Source organism: Rhizobium sp. WW22, assembly GCF_047041135.1.
Lineage (GTDB): Bacteria > Pseudomonadota > Alphaproteobacteria > Rhizobiales > Rhizobiaceae > Rhizobium.
Map to the genome: position 1 here is coordinate 13,688 of NZ_CP178198.1, position 26,755 is coordinate 40,442.

At 61.0% G+C, this 26,755-nt stretch carries 24 protein-coding genes and 1 pseudogene; 19 read left to right on the top strand and 6 right to left on the bottom strand.

The genetic code is table 11. The features are described from left to right. Positions 1–6 precede the first annotated feature (6 nt). Both ACK83U_RS00075 and lptC read right to left on the bottom strand, forming a co-directional pair. The gene (locus ACK83U_RS00075; RefSeq protein ID WP_112336694.1) at positions 7–657 is read right to left on the bottom strand and encodes an LptA/OstA family protein; all 651 of its coding nucleotides are present in this window, start codon (positions 655–657) and stop codon (positions 7–9) included. Continuing rightward, complete coding sequence (gene lptC, locus ACK83U_RS00080; RefSeq protein ID WP_112609375.1) at positions 654–1,340, bottom strand: LPS export ABC transporter periplasmic protein LptC; 687 nt, start codon at positions 1,338–1,340, stop codon at positions 654–656. The genes ACK83U_RS00075 and lptC overlap by 4 nt, the downstream gene beginning before the upstream one ends. A gap of 324 nt (positions 1,341–1,664) precedes the next feature. On the opposite strand from lptC, the gene sppA reads away from it, so the two are divergent. The 3 genes from sppA to ACK83U_RS00095 all read left to right on the top strand — a co-directional run bounded on the left by sppA (position 1,665) and on the right by ACK83U_RS00095 (position 3,456). Beyond that, a complete protein-coding gene (sppA, locus tag ACK83U_RS00085; protein WP_112336692.1) occupies positions 1,665–2,621 on the top strand; it encodes a signal peptide peptidase SppA in 957 nt (318 codons plus the stop codon). Positions 2,622–2,647: 26 nt separating this feature from the next. Then, positions 2,648–2,956 carry an integration host factor subunit beta gene (locus tag ACK83U_RS00090; protein ID WP_015338608.1) on the top strand — a complete coding sequence of 103 codons (309 nt, stop codon included), beginning with the start codon at positions 2,648–2,650 and terminating at the stop codon, positions 2,954–2,956. Between the two features lie 167 nt (positions 2,957–3,123). After that, entirely contained in the window at positions 3,124–3,456 is a 333-nt protein-coding gene (locus ACK83U_RS00095; protein WP_112609377.1) for a LapA family protein, read from the top strand. On the opposite strand, the gene ACK83U_RS00100 is transcribed toward ACK83U_RS00095, so the two are convergent. Then, positions 3,448–3,906, bottom strand: coding sequence for a GNAT family N-acetyltransferase (locus ACK83U_RS00100; RefSeq protein ID WP_112609379.1), 459 nt, complete (start codon positions 3,904–3,906; stop codon positions 3,448–3,450). The genes ACK83U_RS00095 and ACK83U_RS00100 overlap by 9 nt on opposite strands. A gap of 36 nt (positions 3,907–3,942) precedes the next feature. Further along, positions 3,943–4,395, bottom strand: a complete 453-nt coding sequence (locus tag ACK83U_RS00105) for an SRPBCC family protein (protein WP_112609381.1) — start codon at positions 4,393–4,395, stop codon at positions 3,943–3,945. 112 nt (positions 4,396–4,507) lie between these two features. Here ACK83U_RS00105 and ACK83U_RS00110 point away from each other — a divergent pair, with 112 nt between their 5' ends. The 5 genes from ACK83U_RS00110 (at position 4,508) to ACK83U_RS00130 (ending at position 10,464) form a co-directional block, all read left to right on the top strand. Then, on the top strand, positions 4,508–5,638 hold the full coding sequence (locus tag ACK83U_RS00110) for a class I SAM-dependent methyltransferase (RefSeq protein ID WP_112609383.1): 1,131 nt from the start codon (positions 4,508–4,510) through the stop codon (positions 5,636–5,638). Further along, positions 5,635–6,495 carry a TrmH family RNA methyltransferase gene (locus tag ACK83U_RS00115; protein ID WP_112399616.1) on the top strand — a complete coding sequence of 287 codons (861 nt, stop codon included), beginning with the start codon at positions 5,635–5,637 and terminating at the stop codon, positions 6,493–6,495. The genes ACK83U_RS00110 and ACK83U_RS00115 overlap by 4 nt, the downstream gene beginning before the upstream one ends. Continuing rightward, a complete protein-coding gene (gene lspA, locus ACK83U_RS00120; protein WP_112609385.1) occupies positions 6,492–7,010 on the top strand; it encodes a signal peptidase II in 519 nt (172 codons plus the stop codon). Before ACK83U_RS00115 ends, lspA begins: the two co-directional genes overlap by 4 nt. A gap of 55 nt (positions 7,011–7,065) precedes the next feature. Continuing rightward, positions 7,066–9,354 carry a PAS domain-containing hybrid sensor histidine kinase/response regulator gene (locus ACK83U_RS00125; protein ID WP_112609387.1) on the top strand — a complete coding sequence of 763 codons (2,289 nt, stop codon included), beginning with the start codon at positions 7,066–7,068 and terminating at the stop codon, positions 9,352–9,354. Positions 9,355–9,585: 231 nt separating this feature from the next. Continuing rightward, positions 9,586–10,464 carry a GNAT family N-acetyltransferase gene (locus ACK83U_RS00130; RefSeq protein WP_112336685.1) on the top strand — a complete coding sequence of 293 codons (879 nt, stop codon included), beginning with the start codon at positions 9,586–9,588 and terminating at the stop codon, positions 10,462–10,464. Between the two features lie 18 nt (positions 10,465–10,482). On the opposite strand, the gene ACK83U_RS00135 is transcribed toward ACK83U_RS00130, so the two are convergent. Continuing rightward, entirely contained in the window at positions 10,483–11,892 is a 1,410-nt protein-coding gene (locus tag ACK83U_RS00135; RefSeq protein WP_112420105.1) for an adenylate/guanylate cyclase domain-containing protein, read from the bottom strand. Positions 11,893–11,969: 77 nt separating this feature from the next. Next, entirely contained in the window at positions 11,970–14,258 is a 2,289-nt protein-coding gene (locus ACK83U_RS00140; protein WP_112609391.1) for an NADP-dependent malic enzyme, read from the bottom strand. Between the two features lie 197 nt (positions 14,259–14,455). Here ACK83U_RS00140 and mutS point away from each other — a divergent pair, with 197 nt between their 5' ends. The 11 genes and pseudogenes from mutS (at position 14,456) to ACK83U_RS00195 (ending at position 26,755) form a co-directional block, all read left to right on the top strand. Beyond that, complete coding sequence (gene mutS, locus ACK83U_RS00145) at positions 14,456–17,113, top strand: DNA mismatch repair protein MutS (protein WP_412474873.1); 2,658 nt, start codon at positions 14,456–14,458, stop codon at positions 17,111–17,113. Between the two features lie 28 nt (positions 17,114–17,141). Beyond that, positions 17,142–17,435, top strand: coding sequence for a hypothetical protein (locus ACK83U_RS00150; RefSeq protein ID WP_015338620.1), 294 nt, complete (start codon positions 17,142–17,144; stop codon positions 17,433–17,435). Between the two features lie 118 nt (positions 17,436–17,553). Further along, a pseudogene (locus ACK83U_RS00155) lies at positions 17,554–20,468 on the top strand ([protein-PII] uridylyltransferase). Further along, positions 20,465–22,066, top strand: a complete 1,602-nt coding sequence (murJ, locus tag ACK83U_RS00160) for a murein biosynthesis integral membrane protein MurJ (protein WP_112609397.1) — start codon at positions 20,465–20,467, stop codon at positions 22,064–22,066. The pseudogene ACK83U_RS00155 and the gene murJ overlap by 4 nt, the downstream one beginning before the upstream one ends. A gap of 225 nt (positions 22,067–22,291) precedes the next feature. Beyond that, positions 22,292–22,684 carry a VOC family protein gene (locus ACK83U_RS00165; protein ID WP_112609399.1) on the top strand — a complete coding sequence of 131 codons (393 nt, stop codon included), beginning with the start codon at positions 22,292–22,294 and terminating at the stop codon, positions 22,682–22,684. 112 nt (positions 22,685–22,796) lie between these two features. Further along, a complete protein-coding gene (gene trpS / locus ACK83U_RS00170; protein ID WP_112609401.1) occupies positions 22,797–23,861 on the top strand; it encodes a tryptophan--tRNA ligase in 1,065 nt (354 codons plus the stop codon). Positions 23,862–23,931: 70 nt separating this feature from the next. After that, positions 23,932–24,423 carry a universal stress protein gene (locus tag ACK83U_RS00175; RefSeq protein ID WP_075855409.1) on the top strand — a complete coding sequence of 164 codons (492 nt, stop codon included), beginning with the start codon at positions 23,932–23,934 and terminating at the stop codon, positions 24,421–24,423. Positions 24,424–24,540: 117 nt separating this feature from the next. Further along, positions 24,541–25,107 carry a NifU family protein gene (locus ACK83U_RS00180; protein WP_112609474.1) on the top strand — a complete coding sequence of 189 codons (567 nt, stop codon included), beginning with the start codon at positions 24,541–24,543 and terminating at the stop codon, positions 25,105–25,107. Positions 25,108–25,133: 26 nt separating this feature from the next. After that, complete coding sequence (tsaB, locus tag ACK83U_RS00185; RefSeq protein WP_112413381.1) at positions 25,134–25,790, top strand: tRNA (adenosine(37)-N6)-threonylcarbamoyltransferase complex dimerization subunit type 1 TsaB; 657 nt, start codon at positions 25,134–25,136, stop codon at positions 25,788–25,790. A 2-nt stretch (positions 25,791–25,792) separates the two neighbouring features. Further along, on the top strand, positions 25,793–26,287 hold the full coding sequence (locus tag ACK83U_RS00190; RefSeq protein ID WP_112609403.1) for a GNAT family N-acetyltransferase: 495 nt from the start codon (positions 25,793–25,795) through the stop codon (positions 26,285–26,287). A gap of 39 nt (positions 26,288–26,326) precedes the next feature. After that, positions 26,327–26,755: a Fur family transcriptional regulator gene (locus ACK83U_RS00195; RefSeq protein ID WP_112336673.1), complete on the top strand. Its 429-nt coding sequence runs from the start codon at positions 26,327–26,329 to the stop codon at positions 26,753–26,755.

Here is a 26,755-nt window from a genome sequence, read left to right on the forward strand (position 1 = left end):
CCGGTATCAGTTTTTCTTTTGTTGTTGCTGCACTTGCTGCGACTTCGGGTCGAGCTGGATCTGGACGCGGCCGCCACAGGAATCCAACTGGGCTTCGCCTGTCGCCATGTGCACGGTAAGCTGGCAGCCGGTGAAAACGTTCGGCCCGTCAGTCAGAACCACTTTCTTGCCCTTGAGGATGGCAAGCTGGTTGGTCATGTCGAAGGAGCCGTCCTCCGCCGTTGCCGTCTGCGTTCCGGAAACGAGGTAGACCTTGTCGTTGACCAGAATGTGGTCGATGTTGGCATCGCCAGACACCAGCGACTGGTTCTGTTCCTTGGCGGCCTTCGCGACCGGATTGTCGGGCTGCTTGGCGTCACCCGCCTGCTTCTTCTTGTAGAAGACCGTCATCTTGCCGGCCTGCATGGTCGTCGTGCCCTGCACGACCTTGACGTTGCCGGTGAAGACGGCCTGGCTTTCCTGGTCGTGGATCTCAAGCTTGTCGCTTTCGATCTGGATCGGCTGATCCTTGGAAAGGGCAAGGCCCGGCATCGAACTGGTCGTCGACTGTGCGCCGGCCTCGGCGGCGGCGAAGAATGCTGCGGCGCCAAAGGCACAGAGAAGGCCTGCCTTGCGCAAGCCGGAATTGAAAATTGAATTAGGCCAATACTTTGTCATGAACCGCCCGGCTTTTGTTGGCTATCTGAATCATGGGAAGTGGCGGGTTCGATGTTCATCCGAACCTGCCCGTCGAATTCGATTACGCTCCCCTTATCCGTCATCTTGAGCGAACGCGCAACAACCGACATACCGCCTCGGCTGATTGCGACCTGATCCTGGCTAGAAAGGTCTCCCTTCTTCACGTCCAGGAAGGCGGTCTTGAATTCTGCGTGCAGGCCGTTGTCCATAATGATGGTGAAGGGTTCGGTAAGCTTCAGTGTATCGGCCTGGCGATCGAAATCTGCGCTTTGGGCCGTGACGTGGGCGATCACATCCGTATTGACCGGCATGGATGCCTTGATCGTCTTGAGCGTGATCATATTCGGGTTCTTGATATCCTGCAGCGCTTTTTCGGCAAGCAGCGAATAGCTGATGCCATCCTTGTTGCGGCCGGATATGGCAGGGCGCTCCATGACCACCTTGCCATCCTCGATCTTTGCACCCTCGATCCGGATGTCGGCGGGCAGATAGGCGCGGATGACCGAGACGACGATAAACAGGAGCGAGACCACGACGGCGGCAAGCGGCAACAGCACTCTCAGCCGCTTCACGCGGTTAGAGTGGAAAATCGCGTCTTTATACGCGTTCCGTTCCGGCACCGAGCGCATTGCCTCGCCGGGGGGCTCGATCGTATTGAGCATGCAACTGGTCCGTCTTCTATGATCCGGAAAACCGCATTCACGCTATGCGAGGCTGTGCCAAAAAGCCTATCGGATCGTTTCGCATTATTGCACTGGCTTGCCAATATGGATTTTTTCCTGCCATGGGCGAATTTTAGCAGAAAAATATGCCATCGGCCGGTTTCATCAGGTCGGGCGATGTCCTATCTGATGAACGACAGAGCGACGTCCCGCCGACGACATCGAAAACGGGAAACGCTTTTCTCTGAGGATTGTGCCCGTTTCAAGGTGTCATACATCCGGTTTGTAGCGCTTTCAATTTGTTGCGGGGAGAAATAAGGCGTGATGGATAGTTCTGCAATCGCGGATCGGCGACAATTGCGCCGCAAGCTCGGTTTCTGGCGCATTGTTGCCGTTTTGCTCCTGGTGGCATTGGGCTTTGCGTTTTATCGCTTCGTCTCTGCCGATCTGCCCGATGCGCGCGGTCCGCAGATCGCCCGCGTCAAGATTTCCGGGCTCATTCAGGACGATCCGGAACTTCTGGAGCGGCTGAAGAAGATCCGCGACAATGACCAGGTCAAGGCGCTGATCGTGTCGATCTCCTCGACGGGCGGAACGACCTATGGTGGCGAGCGGATCTTCAAGGCGATCCGCGCGGTCGCCGCCAAGAAGCCGGTCGTGTCGGACATTCGTACCGTCGCAGCCTCGGCTGGCTACATGATCGCGACGGCCGGCGACGATATCGTTGCGGGCGATACCTCCATCACCGGGTCGATCGGCGTCATCTTCCAGTATCCGCAGGTCAAGGATCTGCTCGACAAGGTCGGCGTTTCGCTCGACGAGATCAAGTCGGCGCCGCTGAAGGCCGAGCCGTCGCCCTTCCATCCCGCCAGCGAAGACGCCAAGAACATGATCCGCAATATGGTCATGGACAGCTACGCCTGGTTCGTGGATCTGGTTGCCGAGCGCCGCAAACTGCCGCGCGACGAAGTGCTGAAGCTTGCAGACGGCAGCATCTTCACCGGTCGCCAGGCGCTGCAGAACAAGCTGATCGACACGCTCGGCGGCGAGGACGAAATCCTCGCCTATCTCGAAACGCGCAAGGTCAAGAAGGACCTGCCGATCGTCGATTGGAAGCCGGAAGACAAAACTTCGTCCTTCTTTTGGCCGGGTGCCGCTTCCTGGTTGCTAAATCGCCTCGGTTATGATGATTTTATCAAAGGAGAGAGCCTCCAGAAAATCATGACCGATAAGTTGTTTCTTGACGGCCTGCTTTCTGTTTGGCAGGGTGCAGCCAATTGATAAATCAATGATTTAAGGGGATAGCTGTGATTAAGTCGGAACTGGTGCAGATTGTTGCCGCCCGCAACCCGCATCTCTATCACCGCGACGTCGAAAATATCGTCAATGCTGTCTTGGATGAGATCACCGATGCGCTCGCAGCGGGAAACCGAGTTGAGCTTCGCGGCTTCGGTGCCTTTTCCGTCAAGAACCGGCCTTCACGCTCTGGTCGCAACCCACGCACCGGCGATACCGTCTTCGTCGAGGAAAAATGGGTTCCCTTCTTCAAGACGGGCAAGGAATTGCGCGAGCGCCTGAATCCGGGCGCCGGCGACGATGAGGAAGACGACAACTGATCGGGCCGTTCCGGCCGAGTTTCCCCAAATGCGCCGACGAAAATAGTTGTAGGACATGATTGTGCCGCGACGCGGTGGCACTTGAATTCAGCCGCCTCTTTTCTATTCTGCGGCTGAAGGTGGCTTGGGTGCGTGGCACTCATGGCCGCGGATAAAGGAGCTGCGCAATGGCCAAGAAGATCGTCAATCTGCTGATATTGCTGCCGCTCGGCATCGTCCTCATCATATTCTGCGTTGCCAACAGGCAATCCGTCACTTTGGCGCTCAATCCCTTTCGGCCGGAGGATCAGGTGCTGTCGTTGAATGCGCCCCTGTTCGTGCTGTTGTTTGTGGCGCTGATCCTCGGCATGATCGTCGGTGCCGCGGTCACTTGGGTTAATCAGGGAAAGCATCGCAAGCGCGCGCGTAACCAGTCGCGAGAAGCGGTACGCTGGCAGGCTGAAGCCGACAAGCATCGCACGCGCGCCGAAGAGATCGCCGGGCAGCTGCCGTCAAAGTGAAGCGGCATCGCCAAGCCGCATCTCTTTATAATCCCCTTCCGGCGACGCGCCGTCGCCGATGATCTCGAAGCCGAGCATCCTGTAGAACGCCATGGCGCGGATGTTTTTGACCAGGCATTTCAGCCGATAGTGGCGCCCTGGCCAATCCGGCAGTGCGGCCAGTAGTGCCTTGCCCGCGCCACGGCCCTGGAATGCCGGCAGGATATAGAGCATGTGGATGAAGTCGTCCGGCTCCCAAATCGCGGCGAAGCCGGCGACCGTGCCATGCTCATCTTCGCAGACGAACAGTCGCTCGCCATTCGTGTGAGTGGCGAAGTCTTCCAGTGTAAAGCGATCGGGGTCGACCCAGCGGAATGTCTCGCGGCGGACCTGGAGGTAAATCTCCGCGAGCGTCGGCATATCCTGTTCGCGTGCGGGCCGGATGGCCCATGTCTGAGATTGCGATGTCATGATCGACTATATGGGCGCCAAATATGCGCTCGGCAATCAGTCGCCGGACTGGCCATTGATCGCCGCGGTGAAATCGGAAAAAAACTGCTGTGCCAGCTTCTTGGCGCTGGAATCGACCAACCGCGAACCGAGCTGTGCGATCTTGCCACCGACTTGCGCCTTCGCCTCGTATTGCAGGATGGTCTCGTCGCCGTCTTCCTTGAGCACGACGTCTGCGCCGCCCTTGGCGAAACCGGCAATTCCGCCCTTTCCTTCGCCTGATATCGTGTAACTTTCCGGTGCGTTGATGTTGGAAAGCTTGACCTCGCCATTGAAGGAGGCGGAAACCGGGCCGATCTTCAGCTTTACGGTCGCGGTCAGTTCCGTCGGCGAGATCTTTTCCAGGCTTTGGCATCCCGGGATACATTTCTTGAGGATCTCCGGATCGTTCAGTGCCGCCCATACGGCGTCCCTGGGTGCCGCGATCCGCTCCTCGCCGGTCATGTCCATGCGCAATCCTCCCAATGTGACATTTTGTGCATGGATCATCGCAGATCGGAAAGCGCTTTGCCAAGTGGCGGCCAGATGCTATTTGCACGCACATATCAATTTTGAGACAAGTATGGTGAAACATAGGGAAAGCCGGCCCGGCCAGAAAAGTGCGGGCGGTCTCGGGGCAAAACCCCGGCGCGACATATCAGGCAAGCCGCCGGCAAAGCCCGCGCATGCTTCGAGGCCAGCCAAGCCTTCGCCCCGTCATGGCGAACGGGTAACCGAGCCGCGCGATGCGGCGACCGCTTCCACAGCGCCGGAACGTCCGCTGATTGCGCGAACCGGCGAGAGGCCGACGGAGCGCGTGCCGGTGATCCTCGAGTCACTCGGTGCCGGCGATTTCCACCTGATCGACAGCGGTAATGGCCTCAAGCTCGAGCAGTATGGACCGTATCGCATCGTTCGGCCGGAAGCACAGGCGCTGTGGCCGCCATCGCTCGCCGCGCATGTCTGGGACAATGCCGATGCGATCTTCACCGGCGATACCGATGAGGACGGCATGGGCCGCTGGCGCTTTCCGCGCGAAGCGCTCGGCGAGACCTGGCCGCTGCAATTGCTCGGCGTCGATTTCCTCGGCCGCTTTACCGCCTTCCGACATGTCGGGGTCTTTCCGGAGCAGATCGTGCACTGGGCCTGGATGAAGGAGCAGGTCGAGGCGGCGAAAAGGCCGCTCAAGGTCCTGAACCTTTTCGGCTATACCGGCGTCGCCTCCCTGGTGGCAGCCGCTGCCGGCGCAGAAGTGACCCATGTCGACGCCTCCAAGAAGGCGATCGGCTGGGCGCGCGAAAACCAGGCCTTGGGCCGGATGGAGAAGCTGCCGATCCGCTGGATCTGCGAGGATGCAATGAAGTTCATCCTGCGCGAGGAGCGGCGCGGCAATAAATACGACATCATCCTCACCGACCCGCCGAAATTTGGCCGGGGCCCGAACGGCGAGGTCTGGCATCTATTCGAACATCTGCCGCTGATGCTCGATATCTGCCGCGAAATCCTGTCGCCGAAGGCGCTCGGCCTCGTGCTGACGGCCTATTCCATCCGCGCCAGCTTCTACTCGATCCATGAGCTGATGCGCGAGACCATGCGCGGCGCCGGCGGCGTGGTCGAATCCGGCGAGCTGGTCATCCGCGAGGCCGGCCTTGACGGCCGCACGCCGGGCAGGGCGCTTTCCACCTCTCTCTTCAGCCGCTGGGTGCCGAAATGAACCAGGATTTCCGCAATGACGGCCCACGCAAGGTCGGACAGGTCAAGGAGGTCACCTCGCTTGCCAATCCGATCGTCAAGGACATCAAGGCGCTGACGGTCAAGAAGTCCCGCGAGGAAAGCGGCGCCTTCCTGGCCGAAGGGCTGAAGCTCGTCATCGACGCGCTCGAACTCGGCTGGACGATCCGCACGCTGGTTTATGCCAAGGCCGCCAAGGGCAAGCCTCTCGTCGAGCAGGTGGCCGCCAAGACGGTAGCGGCCGGCGGGCTGGTGCTGGAGGTCAGCGAAAAGGTCATCGGCTCGATCACCCGCCGCGACAATCCGCAGATGGTAGTCGGCGTCTTCGAGCAGCGCTGGCAACAGCTTCGGGACGTCAAGCCGAAGGCCGGCGAAACCTGGGTAGCGCTCGACCGCGTCCGCGATCCCGGCAACCTCGGCACGATCATCCGCACCGCCGATGCGGCCGGCGCTTCCGGAGTCATCCTCGTCGGTGAGACGACCGATCCCTTTTCGCTGGAAACCGTACGCGCCACCATGGGCTCGGTCTTCGCCGTTCCTGTCGTCAAGGCAACACCGGAAGAGTTCTTGGCCTGGAAGAAGAAGGCTGAGGTTTCCGTTGTTGCCACCCATCTGGCTGGCGCGGTGGACTATCGCACCATCGATTACAAAAAGAAGCCCGTCGTCATCCTGATGGGCAACGAGCAGTCGGGCCTGCCGGATGCCCTGGCGAAAGAGGCCGATGCGCTCGCCCGCATCCCGCAGGCCGGCCGTGCCGACAGCCTTAATCTGGCGGTCGCGACGGCAGTCATGCTGTTCGAGGCCCGCCGCCATATCCTGACCCTGAGCGAGACCCGATGACCGATAGCGAGACCCACGAACGGCCGACTGCAAAGCCAGCCCTGTTTTCGCGGCCCCTGCCAATCCTGATTTTCATCGTGGTTGCCGTTGTTCTCGACCAGGCCATCAAGATCATGGTCGACAACTGGCTTCCCTTACAGGAAATGGTTCCGGTCATCCCGACGCTGGCCCTTTATCGCACCTATAATCTCGGCGTGGCCTTCTCGATGCTGTCGGGCATGGATGGCTGGTTCATCGTCGGGATGCGGCTCGTCATCGTCGCCTTCGTGCTGTGGCTCTGGCGACGCACGCCCGATCACCGCTGGCTGGCGCATACGGGCTTTGCCCTGATCATCGCCGGTGCTCTGGGCAATCTGCTCGACCGCTTTCTCTACGGTCACGTGATCGATTACATCCTCTTTCACACGCAGACGTGGTCTTTTGCCGTCTTCAATCTTGCCGACAGCTTCATCACCGTCGGTGCAAGCTGCGTCATTCTCGACGAACTTCTCATGCCGAAAAAGGCAAAAGCGTAAAATTCTATCGAATCCCTGAAGGCATCGGGAAGACTGCCCATGATAGCCAGACTGCATGAGCACTCTGGCAGATCTGCAGGAAAAGCTTGCCGCCGCGGCAGTTCACGACCAAACGGGACCGAGCGAAGGGCCGGCCGCCGACGAGTCGTCGCTTGTAAAATCAACAGTACCGCGTGAGGCAGGGCAGCAATCGCCACCGTCCGCGCAGGCCCGGTCGTTGCTGGGCCATTGGCTGAATGGCGGGGGTCTTGTCGCTGGGGCAGCCTTTCTGGTGATTGGCTTTACCGGAGGTCCGCTGCTGCTCGCGGGCCTGTTTGGCCTTGTGGCCCTTGCGCTTGCCGCTGTCGGCATCGTCAAAGCCCGGGGCGCTGCAGGCGAGCCTGAGATTGCCGCTGCCGATGCCAACGAGAGCGAGCATGATCGCTTGTGGGAGCACAGGGAAAGCGCCAATCTCCTTGCCACCGTCCATGATGCGCTCGGTGATATCACCGTCACACGCAGCATCGACCGGCGGATTATGCATGCCAATGCCACATTCAGCCGATTGACCGGCAGGCCGCATCCGGAGGGCCTGACGCTGGAAGAGACCGGCCTCGTATTCCGTACCGTCACCGGCGCGAAGCATCAGGATGCGGAAATCGCAACGCCCGAGGGGCGGCGCATTTTTGCCTGGCACGATGTCATGTTCCGCGATGCGACGACTGGGCAATTATGCATACAGAGCATCGCGCGCGACGTGACGGAGGAGCGGCAGGTTGCGCGCCTGCGCGAAGACGCCCGATTGAAGGCCGAGTATAACAGCGCCGCCAAATCCCGCCTGCTCGCCACCGTCAGCCATGAGATCCGCACGCCGCTGTCTGGCATTCTCGGCATGAACCATCTGCTCGCCCAGACGCCATTGACCCTGGAGCAGGCAAATTACCTCACCGGCATTCGCCAATCGGGTCACGCGCTGGTGCAGCTGGTCGAGGACCTCCTGGATTTCTCCACGATCGAAGTCGGTCGCTTCCAGTTGCATCCACGGCAGGAGGCTTTGCGGCCGCTGCTGGAAGGCGTCATCGAGATGCTCGCCCATCGCGCCCATGAAAAGGGCATAGAAATCGCTGCAAGCGTTGCGGCCGATGTTCCGGAGAACTTGGAGTTCGATCCTGCTCGGTTGCGCCAGATCCTGTTCAATGTCATCGGCAACGCGGTGAAATTCACCCAGACCGGTGGCGTTCTTGTCAGCGTCGATCTCGATGGCCGGGATTTGACGATATCGGTGCGCGACAGCGGTCCCGGTATGACCGAGGAGGAGCAGGCCCGCGTCTTCGGCGAGTTCGAGCAAGCCGGCACCACGGTGGAAAGAAGCGCCGGCACTGGTCTCGGCCTTGCCATCTCCGCCCGCATCCTGCGAGAATTTGGCGGCGGCCTCAGCGTCGCGAGCGAGCGCGGCAAGGGCAGCGAGTTCGTCATCTCCTTCCCGGTCCGCCTGGTTGCCGGAGAGAACGGACACGACCGGCGCAATACCATGCTCAGAGGCTCTCGTATCCTGCTGCTTGCCCCCGAAGGCGCGGCAAGTACGGCCATCATGCGGACCATACAGACGCTCGGCGGCCGCTGCCGGTTAATCGGTCCCGGCGACATGGACGATCTTCTGCCTTCCTTCCCGATGGGCGTGGGTGGGGTATGGACGGATCTCATCGTCGATCACCGTATGGCGCCCTGGTATTTCAGCGAGGGAAATGCGCTTGCGGTGCCTCGGCTGCGCAAGATCTTCCTTGTCAATCCCGAAGAGCGTAACACCCATCCGCTCGACCTTTTCGACGCCTGGCTCATCCGTCCGCTGCGCGAACAATCGCTGATAGACGTGCTGAGGGGCCGTATGCGCGGCATGGAAAGGCGCGAGGCACTGATCGAGGCGGTGTCCGAGATCGGCATAACGACGCCGGAGGCGGAGGACGATCGTGCGCTCGATATCCTGCTGGGCGAGGATGACCCGGTTAATGCGATGCTGGTCCGGGCCATGCTCTCCAAGGCTGGCCACAGGGTCCGCCTCGTCGAGGATTTCGATGGCCTTCGAGCCCGCATCGAAAAGTCCGAAACACGGCCGGAGGTTCTGGTCACGGATTTCAACATGCCGGGCGGCACGGGTGCGGCTGTGCTTGCGCAGTTGCGGGCCCATGAACGCAGGCATGGCCTGCCGTCGCTTCCGATCGTCGTACTGACCGCAGACACCCGCGATTCGATCCGCCGTCAGGCACTTCTGGCCGGAGCCGATGCCGTCATCGTCAAGCCGGTCGATCCAGAGAAGCTGAAGACAGTGCTGAAAGGCCTGTCCCGATCGGTTTTCGAACGCGCCTAAAATTATTTTCGATCTTCGAGTGAAGAACAAGAATGCCGGCTCATCAATGTTCGATAGAGGGCGGCGAGAAGGTTCAACTTGTGGCATTTGCCGCCGCTAAGTTGGGGACGGCGCGCCTATTCGAAAAATTGCAATGGGCACGGTTCTTGCATTTAGCAAGGCTGCGTGTCACTTTCCTGTCGCACGAATTTGGTTTATGGCGCTATATCGGCCCGTAGGGGGAGAATCGCCATGTCCATCGAAATCTTGAATCGCGAAGCTCAGGGCGAAATGGTTCAGTCTTCAAAGGCAACGGTTGAGCCGGTTGCCAGCGATGTGCTCGGACGCATCGGAAATCTCGAAACGCGCCTTGCCCGCACGGCGCGCGAAATCGATGCCGCTCAGGCCGTACGCTACCGCGTTTTCGTCGAGGAGATGAACGCGCAACTTCCGGCTGACGCCATGCGTCGTCAACGCGACGTCGACAGCTGGGACGCCATTTGCGACCATCTTCTGGTGCTGGATCGCTCGATCGAAGGCGATCCGGAGGACCAGATCGTCGGCACCTACCGCCTGCTGCGCCAGGAAGTGGCCATGGCAAATGGTGGCTTCTATTCGTCATCGGAATTCGACATCGACGCGCTGCTTGCCCGTCATCCCGATAAGCGTTTCATGGAACTCGGCCGTTCCTGCGTGTTGCCGGCATACCGGAACAAGCGCACGGTGGAATTGCTGTGGCAAGGCAATTGGGCCTATGCGCTGAAGCACGGCATGGGCGCGATGATCGGTTGCGCCTCCTTCCCCGGTGTCCTGCCGGAACAGCACGCGCTCGCCTTGTCCTTTCTCTATCACAATGTTGTCGCCAAGGATGACTGGGCCGTCGGTGCTCTGCCGTCGCTCGCCCGGACCATGGACCTGATGCCGGTCGAAGCCGTCAATCCGAAGAAAGCGCTGATGGCGATGCCGCCGCTGATCAAGGGATATCTGCGCCTCGGTGCCATGGTCGGTTCCAACGCCGTTGTCGACCACGCCTTCAACACGACCGATGTGCTGATCGTACTGCCGATCGCCAGCATCTCGGACCGCTACGTCAATTATTACGGCGCGGATGCGGGTCGCTTCGCAAGCTGAAAAATCTCAAGATAGGTCTCAGGGGATCGCAAAAATATCGATCGCATCGGTGATGCCGCGCAGCGCGACATGATGCGATTGCGGCGTGAGACCGCGTCTTGTCATCAGTTCGGCAGCGCGAGGATGATCGAGCACCGAACTGGTGGCGAAGATTTCGCGTGATGTGGCGAGATGCTGGACGCGGGATGCGATATTGACCGTCTGCCCGAAATAATCCTGCCGTTCATTCAGGCTCACGGCGATGCACGGCCCCTCGTGGATGCCGATTTTCAGGAGAAGGTCATCGTTACCGCGCTCATTGTTGAGGCTGAGCATAGCCTCGCGCATCCGCATCGCCGCAGTGAGCGCCCGATCCGGCGTCGGGAACGTCGCCATGACCGCATCGCCGATCGTCTTGACGACGGCACCCGCCTCCGCCGCCACGATCTCATGCAGGATGCCGAAATGGGTCTTGACCAGATCGAAGGCAGCGAGATCGCCTACCCTTTCGTACAATTCCGTGGAACCGCGCAGGTCGGTGAACAGAAAGGTGAGGCTGGTGATCTTCAGCCGCTGATCGATGTCGATCGTATCCGTACGGTAGATGTCACGGAAGGTCTGATTGGAAAGCAGGTGCTTGGCGGTCAGAAATGGCCGGCGCTGTCCAAGCAGCGTGTGCAGAGCCTCGTTTGCCACGCAGATCGACGGCAGCACGCGAAGGTCCGTGTGGTTCTCCATCTGGATGCGCAAGGGACCGGGCCGCAATTCGATGGCTTCGCTGTGCCGGTGCATGCGATCGAAAACGATTGAGAGGGTCTGCCGTTCCTTCGTCGGCTCTCCCTTCACATCGAGGAATTGCGCTGCATGCGTGACAGGCTCGAAGATGATGGTGAATTCCGCCGGCAATTGAAGCGATATTACCGCTTTCTCGCCGGGCGGCAGCTCGAGCGATTCCAGAACGAATTGATCGACTTTTTCTTCATATCCCTCGTCGGGAAGGTCGATACCCGAGCCCCAATAGATCTGACGGAAATATTCAAGGGGCGGCAGGTCGTGCGGATTGTGCGCTTCTATGTGGCGCACGCGCGGACTGACGGTGAAGGTGACTTCCACCATCTCATCAAGCGTCGGCTCGTAGCCGGCTGCGCAAAGCGTACAGTTGTAGGTGTCGCTTTGCACGGTTTTCAGCGAAGTATTGGCATCCAATACCCCGCCGCAGCCGGGGCAAAGAACATTCCACGACATCTCGAACAGGCCAAGGCGCGACGCGTGCAGGAAGGCATTGATAGTCTGCTCTTCATCGAAGCTATGGTCGGCGGCGAAGGCGAGCGCATTCACACGATTAAGCTTGCGGTCGGGTGCCTCAAGGACGAGCCGCTCGATAGCATCGACAATGTCAGGCTGCGCAGAATGGCGCAGCACTCCGAACAGGACCTGGGCCTCACTCATCTCGCTATTTTACACCGAATTGACGCCGGCGCCCATCACCTTTGTTGGGTCGCCGGCTCAATTTCATAAGGTAGCGTCTACGACCCCGCACCATAGGCCGCGATAGCGGCCATATTGACGATATCGGAATCCTTGGCCCCCATCGATGTGATCTGCACCGGCTTGTCGAGGCCGACGAGCAGCGGGCCGATGACGGTGGAGCCGCCGAGCTCCTGCAGCATCTTGGTGGAGATCGCCGCAGAGTGGAAAGCGGGCATGATAAGCACGTTTGCCGGTCCGGATAGCCGCGAGAAGGGATAGAGGCTTTCCATGAGCTTGCGGTCCAGCGCCACATCGGCGGCCATTTCGCCGTCGAATTCAAAATTGACGTAGCGCTTGTCAAGAATATCAACCGCTTCGCGCACCCGCTCGGAGCGTTCGCCGGGGGGATGTCCAAAGGTGGAGTAAGCGAGCATGGCGACGCGCGGCTCATAGCCCATGCGCCGTGCGAAGCCGGCAGCTTCCTCGGCGATATCGGCCAGTTCTTCCGAGGTCGGCATGTCATGCACGGCGGTATCGGCGACGAAGACGGTGCGGCCGCGCGCAAGCACGATCGATATGCCGATGACCCGGTGGCCCGGCTTGGCGTCGATGCAGCGGCGCACATCGCCGAGCGCGGTCGAATAGTTGCGGGTCACGCCCGTCACCATGCCGTCGGCATCGCCCAATGCGACCATGCAGGCGGCAAAGTGATTGCGGTCGTTATGGATCAGGCGTGTCACGTCACGATGCAGGTAGCCCTGGCGCTGCAGCCGGGCATAGAGATAATCGATATAGGCATCGCCCCGCTTCGAGATGCGAGCATTGACGATCTCGAGGCCGGGGCGGTTCAGATCGATACCGGCGCGTTCGGCGGTCGCCTGGATCAGATCCTCGCGGCCGAGAAGGATCGCCGTGCCGAGCCCCTGATTGGCGTAGGAGAGGGCGGCGCGCATGACCTGCTCCTCTTCCGCTTCGGCAAAGACGATGCGCTTCTGATGTCGGCGCACTCGTTCGTAGAGCTGCGCCAGCGTCGAGGCGATCGGATCGCGCCGGGCCGAGAGTTCGCGTGCATAGGCTTCCATGTCTGCTATTTCGCGGCGCGCTACGCCGCTCTCGATCGCAGCTTTTGCGACAGCTACGGGGATTGCCGAGATAAGGCGCGGGTCGAAGGGCACGGGGATGATATATTGCGCGCCGAAGCGCGGCCTTGCGCCCTGATAGGCGGCGACCACATCATCGGGCACGTCTTCGCGCGCAAGACTGGCCAAGGCTCTCACGGCGGCGATCTTCATCTCGTCATTGATAGTGGTGGCGCGCACGTCGAGCGCACCGCGGAAGATATAGGGGAAGCCGAGGACGTTGTTGACCTGGTTCGGATAGTCCGAGCGCCCCGTCGCCATGATGGCGTCGTCGCGGATGCGGGCGACTTCCTCCGGCGTGATTTCCGGATCGGGATTGGCCATGGCGAAGATGATCGGCCGGTCGGCCATGGAGCGGATCATGTCTTCGGAGAAGGCATCCTTCTGCGACAGGCCGAACACGACGTCGGCGCCTTTCATCGCTTCCGCCAGCGTGCGCTTGTCGGTCTTGACCGCGTGAGCCGACTTCCACTGGTTCATGCCCTCGCTGCGGCCCTGATAGATCACGCCCTTCGTGTCGCAAAGGGTGACGTTCTCCGGATTGAAGCCCATCGACTTGATCAGCTCGATGCAGGCGATGGCGGCAGCGCCCGCGCCGTTGCAGACGAGCTTGGTGGTCTTGAGGTCGCGCCCCGTCAGCTCCAGTGCGTTGATGAGGCCGGCGGCGGCGATGATGGCGGTGCCGTGCTGGTCGTCATGGAACACGGGGATATCCATGAGCTCGCGCAGGCGCTGCTCGATGATGAAGCAGTCGGGTGCCTTGATGTCTTCCAGATTGATGCCGCCGAAGGAGGGGCCGAGATAGCGCACGCAATTGATGAATTCGTCGACATTCTCGGTGTCGATCTCGAGATCGATCGAATCGACGTCGGCGAAGCGCTTGAAGAGGACCGACTTGCCTTCCATGACCGGCTTGGACGCGAGCGCGCCGAGATTGCCGAGGCCGAGAATGGCTGTTCCGTTGGAAATGACGGCGACCATATTGCCGCGCGTGGTATAGTCGTAGGCGGTGGCCGGATCGGCAGCGATCGCCTTCACGGGGACGGCGACCCCGGGCGAATAGGCAAGCGAAAGATCGCGCTGGGTCGCCATCGGCTTGGTCGGGTTGATCTCAAGCTTGCCGGGACGGCCGTTCCTGTGGAAGTCCAATGCTTCCTGATCGGTGATCCCCGTTCCCGGACGCGACTTGCTCTTGCTCTCAGCCATTGTTCCTCCAAACCTCCTGTGGGCGACCGGTCCCTCTTGCCCGATAGCTGTTGTCTTCTATAGCGGCGCGCGGATAGGGTGACACCTCATTTTTTTGGAAAAACTGCACCTCCGTGAACGAACGTATTAACGCCAGCATCGATGCTTTCTCGGCCGCCGAGCTTGCCTCGGAGGAAAGCCGCGCTTCGGCTACTCCGATGATGGAGCAATATATCGAGATCAAGGCGAACAATCCCGGTTCGCTGCTGTTCTACCGCATGGGCGACTTCTACGAGCTGTTCTTCGAAGACGCCATCGATGCCTCGCGTGCGCTCGGGATCACGCTGACGAAGCGCGGCCAGCACATGGGGCAGGATATCCCGATGTGCGGCGTGCCTGTTCACGCCGCCGATGATTATCTGCAAAAGCTGATCGCCCTTGGCTTCCGCGTCGCCGTCTGCGAACAGGTGGAAGATCCGGCGGAAGCCAAGAAGCGCGGCGGCAAGTCGGTGGTGCGGCGCGATGTCGTGCGTCTGGTGACGCCCGGCACGATCACCGAAGAGAAGCTGCTTTCGCCTTCGGAATCCAATTATCTGATGGCTCTGACACGCATTCGCGGCGGTGCCGAGCCGCAGCTGGCGCTCGCCTGGATCGATATTTCGACGGGCGTTTTCCGCCTTGCCGAGACGGAGGCGTCAAGGCTGCTCGCCGATATCCTGCGCATCGATCCGAGAGAGCTGATCCTGCCGGATACCATGTTCCACGATCCGGAATTGAAGCCTGTTTTCGACATCCTTGGCCGTACGGCAGTCCCGCAGCCGGCCGTGCTGTTCGACAGCGCCAGCGCTGAGGGGCGAATCACCCGTTACTTCGGCGTGTCGACGCTCGATGGTTTCGGCACGTTCACCCGCGCCGAACTGGCAGCCGCCGCCGCCGCGATCGCCTATGTCGAAAAGACCCAGCTTGCCGAGCGGCCGCCGCTGGGATTGCCGGAGCGTGAAAGCGGCGCCTCCACGCTTTTCATCGATCCCGCCACCCGCGCCAATCTGGAACTGGTGCGCACGCTTTCCGGCGACCGCAATGGCTCGCTGCTGAAGGCGATCGATCGCACCGTGACCGGCGGCGGTGCTCGCCTCCTCGCCGAGCGGCTGATGTCGCCGCTGACCGACCCTGTCCGTATCAATGAGCGTCTGGATTCGATCGGCTTTCTGACCGAGGAGCCGTCGCTCTGCAGCGATTTGCGTTCGGCATTGAAGCATGTGCCTGACATGCCGCGCGCCCTGTCGCGCCTCGCACTCGATCGCGGCGGCCCCCGCGATCTCTGGGCGATCCGCCAGGGCTTGGCAGCCGCAACCGACGTTGCCCGCATGCTCGGAACTGCACTTCTGCCGGAAGAGCTGAAGGCTGCATTGGGTGGGCTCGTTGCCTTGCCCGCCGATCTTGAAGCGATGCTCGCCGCGACACTTGCCGACGAGCTGCCCCTGCTGAAGCGTGATGGCGGTTTCCTGCGTGAAGGGGCGAATGCCGAGCTCGACGAAGTGCGGGCACTCCGCGATCAGTCGCGCCGCGTCATCGCCGGCCTGCAGCTGCAATATGCAGAGGAGACCGGCATCAAGTCGCTGAAGATCAAGCATAACAATGTGCTCGGCTATTTCATCGAGGTCACGGCCGGCAATGCCGGTCCGATGACCGATACGAGCGAAGCCAAGGCGCGCTTCATCCATCGCCAGACCATGGCGAATGCCATGCGTTTCACCACGACCGAACTTGCCGATCTCGAAAGCCGCATCGCCAATGCCGCTGACAAGGCACTGGCGATCGAGCTCGAGGCCTTCGACCGTATGGTCGCGGCCGTGGTGGCTGCTGCCGAGGCGATCAAGGCGGGCGCCCGCGCGCTGTCGGTGATCGATGTTGCAGCCGGCCTTGCGCTCCTTGCCGAGGAGCAGGCCTATTGCCGACCCATCGTCGATGGCAGCCGCATGTTCGCCATCGAGGGCGGTCGCCATCCGGTGGTGGAGCAGGCGCTCCGACGTCAGGCCGGCGGTCCGTTCGTCGCCAACAATTGCGATCTCTCGCCGAAATCCGGCGGCAAGGATGGCGCCATCTGGCTGCTGACCGGCCCGAATATGGGCGGTAAATCGACCTTCCTGCGCCAGAATGCTTTGATTGCCATTCTCGCGCAGATGGGCTCCTTCGTGCCGGCCGCTTCGGCTCATATCGGCATCGTCGATCGGCTGTTCTCGCGCGTCGGCGCTTCCGACGATCTGGCCCGAGGCCGTTCGACCTTCATGGTCGAGATGGTCGAGACGGCGGCGATCCTCAATCAGGCGACGGAACGTTCGCTCGTCATCCTCGACGAAATCGGCCGTGGTACCGCGACCTTCGACGGCCTTTCGATCGCCTGGGCAGCCGTCGAGCATCTGCACGAGGCCAATCGATGCCGCGGCCTTTTCGCCACGCATTTCCACGAGTTGACGGTGCTGTCGGAAAAGCTCGGTCGGCTCTCCAATGCCACCATGCGCGTCAAGGAATGGGATGGCGACGTCATCTTCCTGCACGAGGTCGGGCCGGGGGCTGCCGATCGCTCCTATGGCATTCAGGTGGCGCGCCTCGCCGGCCTTCCGGCGTCCGTGGTGGCGCGTGCGCGCGATGTCCTGACGCGGCTGGAAGATGCCGACCGCAAGAATCCGGCAAGCCAGCTCATCGATGATCTGCCTCTCTTCCAAGTGGCCGTCCGCCGGGAGGAGGCAGTTGGCCGGCGCGAGCCGTCCAAGGTCGAGGAGAGGCTTAAAGCGCTGGATCTTGACGATCTGACGCCGCGCGCCGCTCTGGACGTGCTCTATGAACTGAAGAAAACGCTTACTAGAAGCAGCTGACCACAGGCGATATTCCAAGGGCAATATGATGTATCTCGAAGTTCTTCTCGCCGAAGTCCGCATTCTGGGTGAGCGCTTCTCTCCGATCGCTGCGCGCGGCAAGATTTGCGGCGAGGGAGAGCCCCCGGATTGTGACTCCGATCGAGGTCTGCTCGATATCACGCTGTCCTGCAGCCGTATTTCCGATATTTGCTCGAAGATCGCCAAGGCCGGTTATTGGGAATGCGAGCGCGAAATGGTGACGCAGATCGGCGCCCAGTCGCGAAACATATTATATAGCTTGAACGAGCTCAGACGGGCGATCGAGCCGGCAAGGCCCTAAAACCGCCGGCTTCTGCGTCGATTGCCGTCACGCTTCGTCAACTTTGGCCCGGTAGAAATCATGGAAAGACCAGGCCCAGAATGCCTGTGTTAATCGCGGGTCAAAGAGGCTATAGCGCATGCAGACGAAAAGACAGGCGCGCCGGCAACGGGCCGCGGTCAGCGAAGAGAAAGCCGATCGGCAGAGCATGGAAACGCATCATATCGATTTTTCGACCATTCTCGATGTATCCGCGCTGAAGGCGGAGTGCGAGGCTCTCGCCAAACGCGGCCTGGATAAGAACGATGAGCGCTCCGCGCTGCTGGCGCTGTTGAAAAAGGCAAGCCAGGATGGACGGGAAGAGGCACGGCGATTGCTGATGGCCGACGGCAGCGGGCTCAATTGCGCGCACCGGATTTCCTGGCTGCAGGACCAGATCATCACCGTCATCTACGACTTCACCGTCCGCCACGTCTATCCGAAGCAGGCAGGCGCATTTTCCGTCACCGCCGTCGGCGGTTATGGCCGCGATACGCTGGCGCCGGGCTCCGATATCGACCTTCTCTTCCTTTTCCAGCCAAAGCCGGCGAGTGAGACGCACAAGGCGGTCGAATTCATTCTCTATATGCTTTGGGACATGGGCTTCAAAGTTGGCCACGCCACGCGCACGGTCGAGGAGTGCATCCGCGAGGCCAAGTCCGACATGACGGTGCGCACCGCCATCCTCGAAACCCGCTATATCTGCGGCAATGTCGCGCTGGAGCGCGAGCTGCAGGCGCGCTTCGACAAGGAAATCGTCACCAATACCGGCCCGGAATTCATCGCCGCCAAGCTCGCCGAACGCGACGAGCGCCACCGCAAGGCCGGCGACACCCGCTATCTGGTCGAGCCGAACGTCAAGGAAGGCAAGGGTGGCCTGCGCGACCTGCACACGCTGTTCTGGATCTCGAAATATTATTATCACGTACGAGATCCCGCCGAGCTGGTGAAGCTCGGCGTGCTCTCGAAGCAGGAATATCGTCTCTTCGAGAAGGCCGAGGATTTCCTCTGGGCCGTGCGCTGCCACATGCATTTCCTGACCGGCAAGGCGGAGGAGCGGCTTTCCTTCGATATCCAGCGCGATATCGCCGCAGCCCTCGACTATAACGCCCGCCCGGGCCTTTCGGCCGTCGAGCGGTTCATGAAGCACTATTTCCTTGTCGCCAAGGATGTCGGCGATCTCACCCGCATCCTCTGCGCCGCATTGGAGGACCAGCAGGCGAAGGCAACTCCGGGCCTCACCGGCGTCATCAGCCGCTTTGCCAACCGTTCGCGCAAGATCCCCGGCACTGTCGAGTTCGTCGAGGATCGCGGCCGCATCGCGCTTGCCAATCCCGATGTCTTCAAGCGCGATCCGGTCAGTCTCATCCGGCTCTTCTTCGTGGCCGACATCAACGGCCTCGAATTCCATCCGGATGCGTTGAAGCGTGTCACCCGCTCGCTGAGCCTGATCGACAACGATCTGCGCGAAAACGAGGAGGCGAACCGGCTTTTCCTTTCCATCCTTACCTCGAAGCGCGATCCAGCGCTGATCCTGCGCCGCATGAACGAGGCCGGCGTGCTTGGCCGCTTCATTCCGGAATTCGGCAAGATCGTCTCGATGATGCAGTTCAACATGTTCACCACTATACGGTGGACGAGCATCTGATCCGCGCCGTCGAGGTGCTGTCGGAGATCGACAAGGGCAAGGCCGAGGATATTCATCCGCTCACCAACAAGCTGATGCCCAATATCGAGGATCGCGATGCGCTCTATGTCGCCGTCCTGTTGCACGATATCGCCAAGGGCCGCGAGGAAGACCACTCGGAAGCCGGTGCCGCAGTTGCGCGCAAGCTCTGCCCGCGCTTCGGCCTTTCGCCGAAGCAGACGGAGCTGGTGGTCTGGCTGATCGCGGAACACCTGACCATGTCGATGGTCGCCCAGACGCGCGACTTGACCGACCGCAAGACCATCATCGATTTTGCCGACCGGGTGCAGTCGCTCGACCGGCTGAAGATGCTGCTGATCCTGACCGTCTGCGACATCCGGGCCGTCGGCCCTGGCGTCTGGAACGGCTGGAAGGGTCAGCTGCTGCGCACGCTCTATTATGAAACCGAGCTGCTGCTGTCAGGCGGGTTCTCCGAAGTGTCGCGCAAGGAACGGGCGGAGGCTGCCGCCGAAGCGCTGGAACACGCACTTGCCGATTGGAGCCAGAAGGAGCGCAAGGCCTACGTCAAGCTGCACTATCAGCCCTATCTGCTGTCCGTGCCGCTGGAAGATCAGATCCGTCATACGCAGTTTATGCGTGAATCCGACAAGGCGGGCAAGGTCCTCGCCACCATGGTGCGCACCGACAGCTTCCACGCGATCACCGAGATCACCGTGCTTTCGCCCGACCATCCGCGTCTTTTGACCGTGATCGCCGGTGCCTGCGCCGCGGCCGGGGCCAACATCGCGGACGCGCAGATCTTCACGACATCGGATGGCCGCGCGCTCGACACCATCCATGTCAGCCGCGAATTTCCCGACGACGCCGACGAACTGCGTCGTGCCGCGACCATCGGCAAGATGATCGAGGATGTGCTGGCCGGCCGCAAACGGCTGCCGGAGGTCATCGCAACGCGGACGAAGAACCGCCGCAAGAACAAGGCTTTCGTCATCCCACCGTCTGTCATCATCACCAATAGCCTCTCCAACAAATTCACGGTCATCGAGGTCGAATGCCTCGACCGCCCCGGCCTGCTGTCGGAAATCACCGCCGTTCTTTCGGACCTGTCGCTCGATATCCAGTCTGCCCGCATCACCACTTTCGGAGAGAAGGTCATCGATACCTTCTATGTCGCCGACCTGGTGGGCCAGAAGATTTCCAACGAGAACAGGCGAGCCTATATCACCGCCCGCCTGAAAGCCGTCATGGCCGGCGAGGAGGATGAAATGCGCGAGCGCATGCCCTCCGGCATCATCGCGCCCGCCGCCACGCGCGGCGTCGCCGTCGAAAAGTCAGACACCGAGAAGAAAGCCGGTTCAGCCGCATGAGCCTAGTCAAGAAATTCATCACCGTCGGTGGCGCGACGCTCGGCAGCCGCATCTTCGGCTTCGCCCGCGAAACCTTGATGGCCGCCGCCCTCGGCACGGGGCCGATGGCAGACGTCTTCTACGCCGCCTTCCGCTTTCCGAACCTCTTCCGCCGGCTGTTTGCCGAGGGTGCCTTCAACGCAGCCTTCGTGCCGCTCTTTGCCAAGGAAATCGAGGCGCACGGCATCGAGGGCGCCAAGCGCTTTTCGGAAGAAGTCTTCGGCGTTCTCTTCTCGGTCCTGCTGCTGATCACCATCGTCATGGAACTCGCCATGCCGCTCTTGGTGCGTTGGGTCATCGCGCCTGGTTTCGCCGACGATGCCGAGAAATTCGACCTGACGGTCCGGTTGGCGGCCGTGATGTTCCCCTATCTCATGTCGATGTCGCTGACGGCGATGATGAGCGGCATGCTGAATTCGCTGCATCATTTCTTCGCCGCCGCCGTCGCTCCGATCTTCCTCAACCTGGTGATGATCAGCGCGCTGTTCTACGCGATCTATTTCGGTGCCGATCCGCTGACCACCGCCTGGTACCTGTCCTGGTCGGTACTGGTGGCAGGCGTGCTGCAGCTGGCCGTCGTCTATATCGGCGTGCGTCATGCGGGCATCAGTATCAGCCTGCGCTTTCCGCGCTTCACGCCCAATGTCAAGCGGCTCCTGCTTCTTGCGATTCCAGCGGCCATCACCGGCGGCGTCACTCAGATCAATCTGGTGATCGGCCAGGCAATTGCCTCGGGCAAGGAAGGCGCGATCGCCGCCCTGCAATATGCAGACCGCATCTACCAGCTGCCGCTCGGCGTCGTCGGCGTCGCGGTCGGAATCGTGCTTCTGCCGGAATTGGCGCGTTCGCTGAAGTCGGGCCATATCAAGGAAGCCGCCAATATCCAGAACCGCTCGATCGAATTCGTGCTGTTCCTGACGTTGCCGGCCGCCGTCGCCCTGTGGCTGCTCTCCGACGATATCATCCGCGTGCTTTACGAGCGCGGCGCCTTTAACGCGAACAATACAACGCTGGTCGGCTCCATCCTCGCCATCTTCGGCCTGGGCCTGCCGGCTTTCGTTCTGATCAAGGCCTTGCAGCCCGGCTTTTATGCCCGCGAAGATACGAAATCGCCGATGCGCTACACGGCGGTCGCCGTCGCCGTCAATTCGGCGCTGTCCATCCTGCTTTTCCCGGTGCTGGCCGAACGCGGCATTGCGCTCGCCGAGGCGGTTGCCGGATGGCTGAACGCTGTACAGCTCTTCGTTACGCTCTATCGCCGCGGGCATCTTGTCTGGGAATGGTCGCTGGTGCGCCGCACCGTCATGCTGCTCGTCTCCTCCGCCGTCATGGGCGGCGTCATCGTATATTTGTCTCATCGGTGGGAGCCGCTTCTGGGGTCCGGCGCGACGCTGCTCACCAAGACCGGCGTCCTGGGCCTGCTCATATTGATTGCGATGGCGGTTTATTTCATTGTCGCCTTCCTGATCGGCGGCGTGGATTTGGGCATGGTACGCCGCAATTTGAAGCGCAAGCGCCCGGCGCCAGCGTCGGATGCGAAGGCGGTGAACGGGGAATAACAAGGCTCCTTCGCCCCGCAATGCGGGGAGAAGGCGGCAAGTCGGATGAGGGGCTTTCACCGATGTTCCCGCCGAAATAAAATATGCAGGCACCGCCATATTTGTGGCTGGCCAAGATAGTCTGCCCAAGCCGAACGTTTGTATATGGCCCCTCACCCTCACCCTCACCCTAGCCCTCTCCCCGCAAGCGGGGCGAGGGGACGATTTTGCCAGAAGCGGAGCCCCATGCCCCAATCCCTCTTTCTCGTCGCCCTCGTCATCGATGATTACGACTGTGCCAAAGCCTTCTATTGCGATGCCCTTGGCTTCGAGTGCTTGGCTGACGAGGTGCAGCCGGAAGGTAAGCGCTGGGTTGTCGTCAGGCCGAAAGGCACCGAGGGCGCCGCGCTATTGCTCGCTCAAGCCGCCAGCGACAGCCAGCGCGCAGCGATCGGCAATCAGACCGGTGGCCGCGTCGGCTTCTTTCTCAAGACCGATGATTTCGCCCGCGATCATGCCGCGATGAAGGCAAAGGGCGTGCGTTTTCTGGAGGAGCCGCGCCATGAGGTCTATGGCACGGTGGCCGTCTTCGCCGATCCCTATGGCAACACCTGGGACCTGATCCAGCATTCTTCGTGAAACTCTGTCACATGGCCTCTTGATCCCCGCCGATCCCGCGTGCATAAGCCGCTCGAAACCAGGGGTCGAGTGTGAGCTCGCCCAGGCCCTCCACAAGCCTTTTGAGGACGACATGACCGAATTCAAGCCGCTCGTATTCTCCGGCGTTCAGCCGACCGGCAACCTCCACCTCGGTAACTATCTTGGCGCGATCCGCAAGTTCGTGGCCCTGCAGGCCAACAACGACTGCATCTATTGCGTCGTCGACATGCATGCGCTGACCGCTCAGCTCGTGCATGAGGACATGCCGAACCAGACGCGCTCGATCACCGCGGCCTTCCTTGCCGCCGGCATCGACCCGGAAAAGCATATCGTCTTCAATCAGTCGGCCGTGCCCGGCCATGCCGAGCTTGCCTGGATCTTCAACTGCGTCGCCCGTATCGGCTGGATGAACCGCATGACGCAGTTCAAGGACAAGGCCGGCAAGGACCGCGAGCAGGCCTCGCTCGGTCTTTATGCCTATCCGAGCCTGATGGCCGCCGACATTCTGCTCTATCGCGCCACTCATGTTCCGGTCGGCGACGACCAGAAGCAGCATCTGGAGCTGACCCGCGACATCGCGATGAAGTTCAATCTGGACTACATGGAGCATATTCGCCGCACGGGATACGGCATCGACATATCAGTCGGCGACGAGCCGGTGCATGCCTATTTCCCGATGGTCGAGCCCCTGATCGATGGCCCGGCGCCGCGCGTCATGTCGCTACGTGACGGCACGAAGAAGATGTCGAAATCCGACGCGTCGGACCTCTCACGCATCAACCTGCTCGATGATGAGGAAAACATCTCCAAGAAAATCCGCAAGGCCAAGACAGATCCGGATGGCTTGCCGAGCGAAATCGCCGGTCTCGCCGGTCGTCCGGAAGCCGACAATCTGGTGGGCATCTACGCAGCCCTTGCCGACAAGTCGAAGGCGGAGGTTCTCTCCGAATTCGGCGGCCAGCAGTTCTCCGTCTTCAAGCCGGCGCTGGTCGATCTCGCCGTACATGTGCTCTCGCCGATCACGACGGAAATGCGCCGCCTGATGGCCGATCCCGGCCATATCGACGCCGTGCTGCGCGATGGCGGCGCCCGCGCCCGCGCTCGCGCTGATGTGACCATGAAGCAGGTTCGCGATATTATCGGCTTTCTCTATTGATATCGGCATGCAGGCCGCCGCCTGAATCGGGGGCTTGCAAAACGTCGTCTTCGGGTGTCAGAATCGCCGCATGGTTTCAAAACGTCTCTCACGGCTCGAAGGTCATCGCCGCAAGTTCATGGCGGTCATCGACGGCACCCCAGAATGCCAGCGTGCCGTCCATTATGCCGGCCGGCGCGCCAAGAACTCCAATGGCGGCCTCGTTCTGCTCTATGTGATCCCCGAGGGCGACTTCCAGCAATGGCTTGGGGTCGAGGAGATCATGCGGGCGGAAGCGCGCGAGGAGGCCGAGGCAGCAACCGCAAAGGCGGCGCAGGCCGTGCGCGAAAACATCGGCATCGATGCGGAAATCGTCATCCGCGAGGGCGCTGCCGCCGAGCAGATCAATGCCGTCATCGAGGATGACCGGGATATCGCTCTTCTCGTCCTTGCCGCCGGTTCCGCCAAGGAAGGTCCCGGCCCGCTGGTGTCGTCGATCGCCGGTCGCGCAGCTGCCTTTCCGATCCCGGTGACGGTGCTTCCAGACACGCTGAGTAACGAGGAAATCGACGCGCTGAGCTGATGGATCGACGCCATTTCTTGAGAAACATTCTCTTGAATAGAATGGCCAAAAGGCCTATCTTCTTTTGAAATATTCTAAAGTCGGGACAGGGTTTTCGCCCGCCGCATGGAGATCAAGATGTTCATTCAGACCGAAGCGACGCCGAACCCCGCGACCCTCAAGTTCCTGCCGGGCAAAGTGGTGATGGAAAGCGGCACGGCCGAGTTCCGTAGCGCCGAGGAAGCCGAAGCTTCGCCGCTGGCTGCCCGCCTCTTCGAAATCTCGGGCGTCATCGGCGTTTACTTCGGCTACGACTTCATTTCCGTTTCCAAGGAAAATCAAGAGTGGCAACATCTGAAGCCGGCTATCCTCGGTTCGATCATGGAGCATTTCATGTCCGGCAAGCCGGTCATGGGCTCGGCGTCGGTTCTCTCCGAAGTGCAGGATGCCGGCGGCGAATTCTTCGATGAAGGCGATGAATCGATCGTGCTGACCATCAAGGAGCTGCTGGAGACGCGCGTTCGCCCGGCCGTTGCCCAGGATGGCGGCGACATCACCTTCCGCGGCTTCCGTGACGGCAAGGTCTACCTCAACATGAAGGGTTCCTGCGCCGGCTGCCCGTCCTCGACGGCGACGTTGAAGCACGGCGTGCAGAACCTGCTGCGCCATTTCGTGCCCGAAGTTCAGGAAGTCGAAGCCGTTTAATATTCAGGCTTTTCGGAAAATTTGACATGATCGTACTGGCGCTCGACACGGCAGGTGTGGATTGCGCTGCCGCTGTGTATGATAGCGGCAGTGATTCTGTGATGGGGGAGGTCACGGAAACGATCGGACGGGGGCATGCCGAGCATTTGATGCACGTTGTCGACGGAGCGCTGGCGAAAGCCGGCGTAGCGCTTTCGGCGATCGAGCGTGTCGTGGTGACCGTCGGCCCCGGTTCCTTTACCGGCATCCGCATCGGCGTTGCAGCCGCACGTGGATTTGCACTTTCCCTCAATGTTCCAGCAGTCGGCATCACGACCCTCGAGGTCATGGCCGCGACCGCCAGGGCACAGAATCCGGGCAAGTCGGTTCTGGCTGCCATCGATGCCAAGCGCGAGGAGATCTATCTCCAGAGCTTCGGTGCGGATGGCAACCCGCTGGACGAGGCTCGGGCCGTGACGATCGACGAAGCGCGGGCAATCGCCGGCGCCTTCGATGGTATCGTCACTGGAACGGCCGTCGCCCGGTTGAGCGACGCGCCGCCTGCGGAGCGGCCAGACGCATTTCCGATTGCCATCGTCGCCCGGCTGGGCGCTGGCAAGCCTGCCGGCGAAAAGCCGAAGCCGCTTTATCTTCGCGGACCCGATGCCAGACCGCAGGCCGGATACGCAGTTGCCAGGCAATAGACATGCTCGAATCCTATCTTACCTTGAAAGCTGAATACGAAATCGTCCCGATGGAGTTGAAGGATTGCGCCGAAGTGGCGCTCCTGCATGGTGAACGTTTCCCGCAGGTATGGGACGAGAGCGAATTTCAAGGCCTCCTCGGACAGGAGACCACCTTCGGCTTCGTTGCCCGTCAGACCAATGCCATCCTCAAAAAGGCGCTTCCCGGCTTCGTGTTGGCTCGCCATGTGGCGGGCGAGGGCGAAATCCTGACGATTGCCGTCAATGCCAAACTCGGACGCTCCGGCCTTGGCTGGCGCCTCATGCAGGCGGCTTTGCGTGAAACCCGCAATCGCGGCGGCGAAACCATGTTTCTCGAAGTCGACGGCAGCAATCTGCCGGCCCTCGGCCTTTATCGCAAGCTCGGTTTCGAAACCGTCGGTGAGCGCAAGGCCTATTATGTCGGCGAAAACGGCCAGAGGTCGACGGCGCTTGTCATGCGCCGCGTTCTTCGCTAGTCCCTTGTCACAGTCCCAACAGACCGAAGACAGCAATCGATGGATGATGCCGTAAAATCCCTGGAGGAGCTTTGCGCCGAGCGTGGCATGCGCATGACGGACCAGCGCCGGGTCATTGCGCGCATCATCGAGAGCTCCGGCGATCACCCGGATGTCGAGGAGCTCTATCGACGCTCCGTGCAGGTGGATGCCAAGATATCGATCTCCACTGTGTACCGCACCGTCAAACTGTTCGAGGATGCCGGCCTTCTTGCCCGCCACGATTTTCGCGATGGCCGCTCCCGCTACGAGACCGTGCCGGAGGAACATCACGATCACCTGATCGACCTGAAAAGCGGCGCGGTAATCGAATTCCATTCGCCGGAGATCGAGGCTTTGCAGGAACGCATTGCCCGTGAACATGGCTTCAAACTCGTCGACCACCGGCTGGAGCTTTACGGCATCCCGCTGAAGAAGGACGAAGGTTGA

What these genes read in the sequence shown, in the direction of transcription:
- ACK83U_RS00075 (WP_112336694.1), bottom strand. Translation starts at nt 657, where the DNA reads ATGACAAAGTATTGGCCTAATTCAATTTTCAATTCCGGCTTGCGCAAG.
- lptC (WP_112609375.1), bottom strand. Translation starts at nt 1,340, where the DNA reads ATGCTCAATACGATCGAGCCCCCCGGCGAGGCAATGCGCTCGGTGCCG.
- sppA (WP_112336692.1), top strand. Translation starts at nt 1,665, where the DNA reads ATGGATAGTTCTGCAATCGCGGATCGGCGACAATTGCGCCGCAAGCTC.
- ACK83U_RS00095 (WP_112609377.1), top strand. Translation starts at nt 3,124, where the DNA reads ATGGCCAAGAAGATCGTCAATCTGCTGATATTGCTGCCGCTCGGCATC.
- ACK83U_RS00100 (WP_112609379.1), bottom strand. Translation starts at nt 3,906, where the DNA reads ATGACATCGCAATCTCAGACATGGGCCATCCGGCCCGCACGCGAACAG.
- ACK83U_RS00105 (WP_112609381.1), bottom strand. Translation starts at nt 4,395, where the DNA reads ATGGACATGACCGGCGAGGAGCGGATCGCGGCACCCAGGGACGCCGTA.
- ACK83U_RS00110 (WP_112609383.1), top strand. Translation starts at nt 4,508, where the DNA reads ATGGTGAAACATAGGGAAAGCCGGCCCGGCCAGAAAAGTGCGGGCGGT.
- ACK83U_RS00115 (WP_112399616.1), top strand. Translation starts at nt 5,635, where the DNA reads ATGAACCAGGATTTCCGCAATGACGGCCCACGCAAGGTCGGACAGGTC.
- lspA (WP_112609385.1), top strand. Translation starts at nt 6,492, where the DNA reads ATGACCGATAGCGAGACCCACGAACGGCCGACTGCAAAGCCAGCCCTG.
- ACK83U_RS00125 (WP_112609387.1), top strand. Translation starts at nt 7,066, where the DNA reads ATGAGCACTCTGGCAGATCTGCAGGAAAAGCTTGCCGCCGCGGCAGTT.
- ACK83U_RS00130 (WP_112336685.1), top strand. Translation starts at nt 9,586, where the DNA reads ATGTCCATCGAAATCTTGAATCGCGAAGCTCAGGGCGAAATGGTTCAG.
- ACK83U_RS00135 (WP_112420105.1), bottom strand. Translation starts at nt 11,892, where the DNA reads ATGAGTGAGGCCCAGGTCCTGTTCGGAGTGCTGCGCCATTCTGCGCAG.
- ACK83U_RS00140 (WP_112609391.1), bottom strand. Translation starts at nt 14,258, where the DNA reads ATGGCTGAGAGCAAGAGCAAGTCGCGTCCGGGAACGGGGATCACCGAT.
- mutS (WP_412474873.1), top strand. Translation starts at nt 14,456, where the DNA reads ATGATGGAGCAATATATCGAGATCAAGGCGAACAATCCCGGTTCGCTG.
- ACK83U_RS00150 (WP_015338620.1), top strand. Translation starts at nt 17,142, where the DNA reads ATGTATCTCGAAGTTCTTCTCGCCGAAGTCCGCATTCTGGGTGAGCGC.
- murJ (WP_112609397.1), top strand. Translation starts at nt 20,465, where the DNA reads ATGAGCCTAGTCAAGAAATTCATCACCGTCGGTGGCGCGACGCTCGGC.
- ACK83U_RS00165 (WP_112609399.1), top strand. Translation starts at nt 22,292, where the DNA reads ATGCCCCAATCCCTCTTTCTCGTCGCCCTCGTCATCGATGATTACGAC.
- trpS (WP_112609401.1), top strand. Translation starts at nt 22,797, where the DNA reads ATGACCGAATTCAAGCCGCTCGTATTCTCCGGCGTTCAGCCGACCGGC.
- ACK83U_RS00175 (WP_075855409.1), top strand. Translation starts at nt 23,932, where the DNA reads ATGGTTTCAAAACGTCTCTCACGGCTCGAAGGTCATCGCCGCAAGTTC.
- ACK83U_RS00180 (WP_112609474.1), top strand. Translation starts at nt 24,541, where the DNA reads ATGTTCATTCAGACCGAAGCGACGCCGAACCCCGCGACCCTCAAGTTC.
- tsaB (WP_112413381.1), top strand. Translation starts at nt 25,134, where the DNA reads ATGATCGTACTGGCGCTCGACACGGCAGGTGTGGATTGCGCTGCCGCT.
- ACK83U_RS00190 (WP_112609403.1), top strand. Translation starts at nt 25,793, where the DNA reads ATGCTCGAATCCTATCTTACCTTGAAAGCTGAATACGAAATCGTCCCG.
- ACK83U_RS00195 (WP_112336673.1), top strand. Translation starts at nt 26,327, where the DNA reads ATGGATGATGCCGTAAAATCCCTGGAGGAGCTTTGCGCCGAGCGTGGC.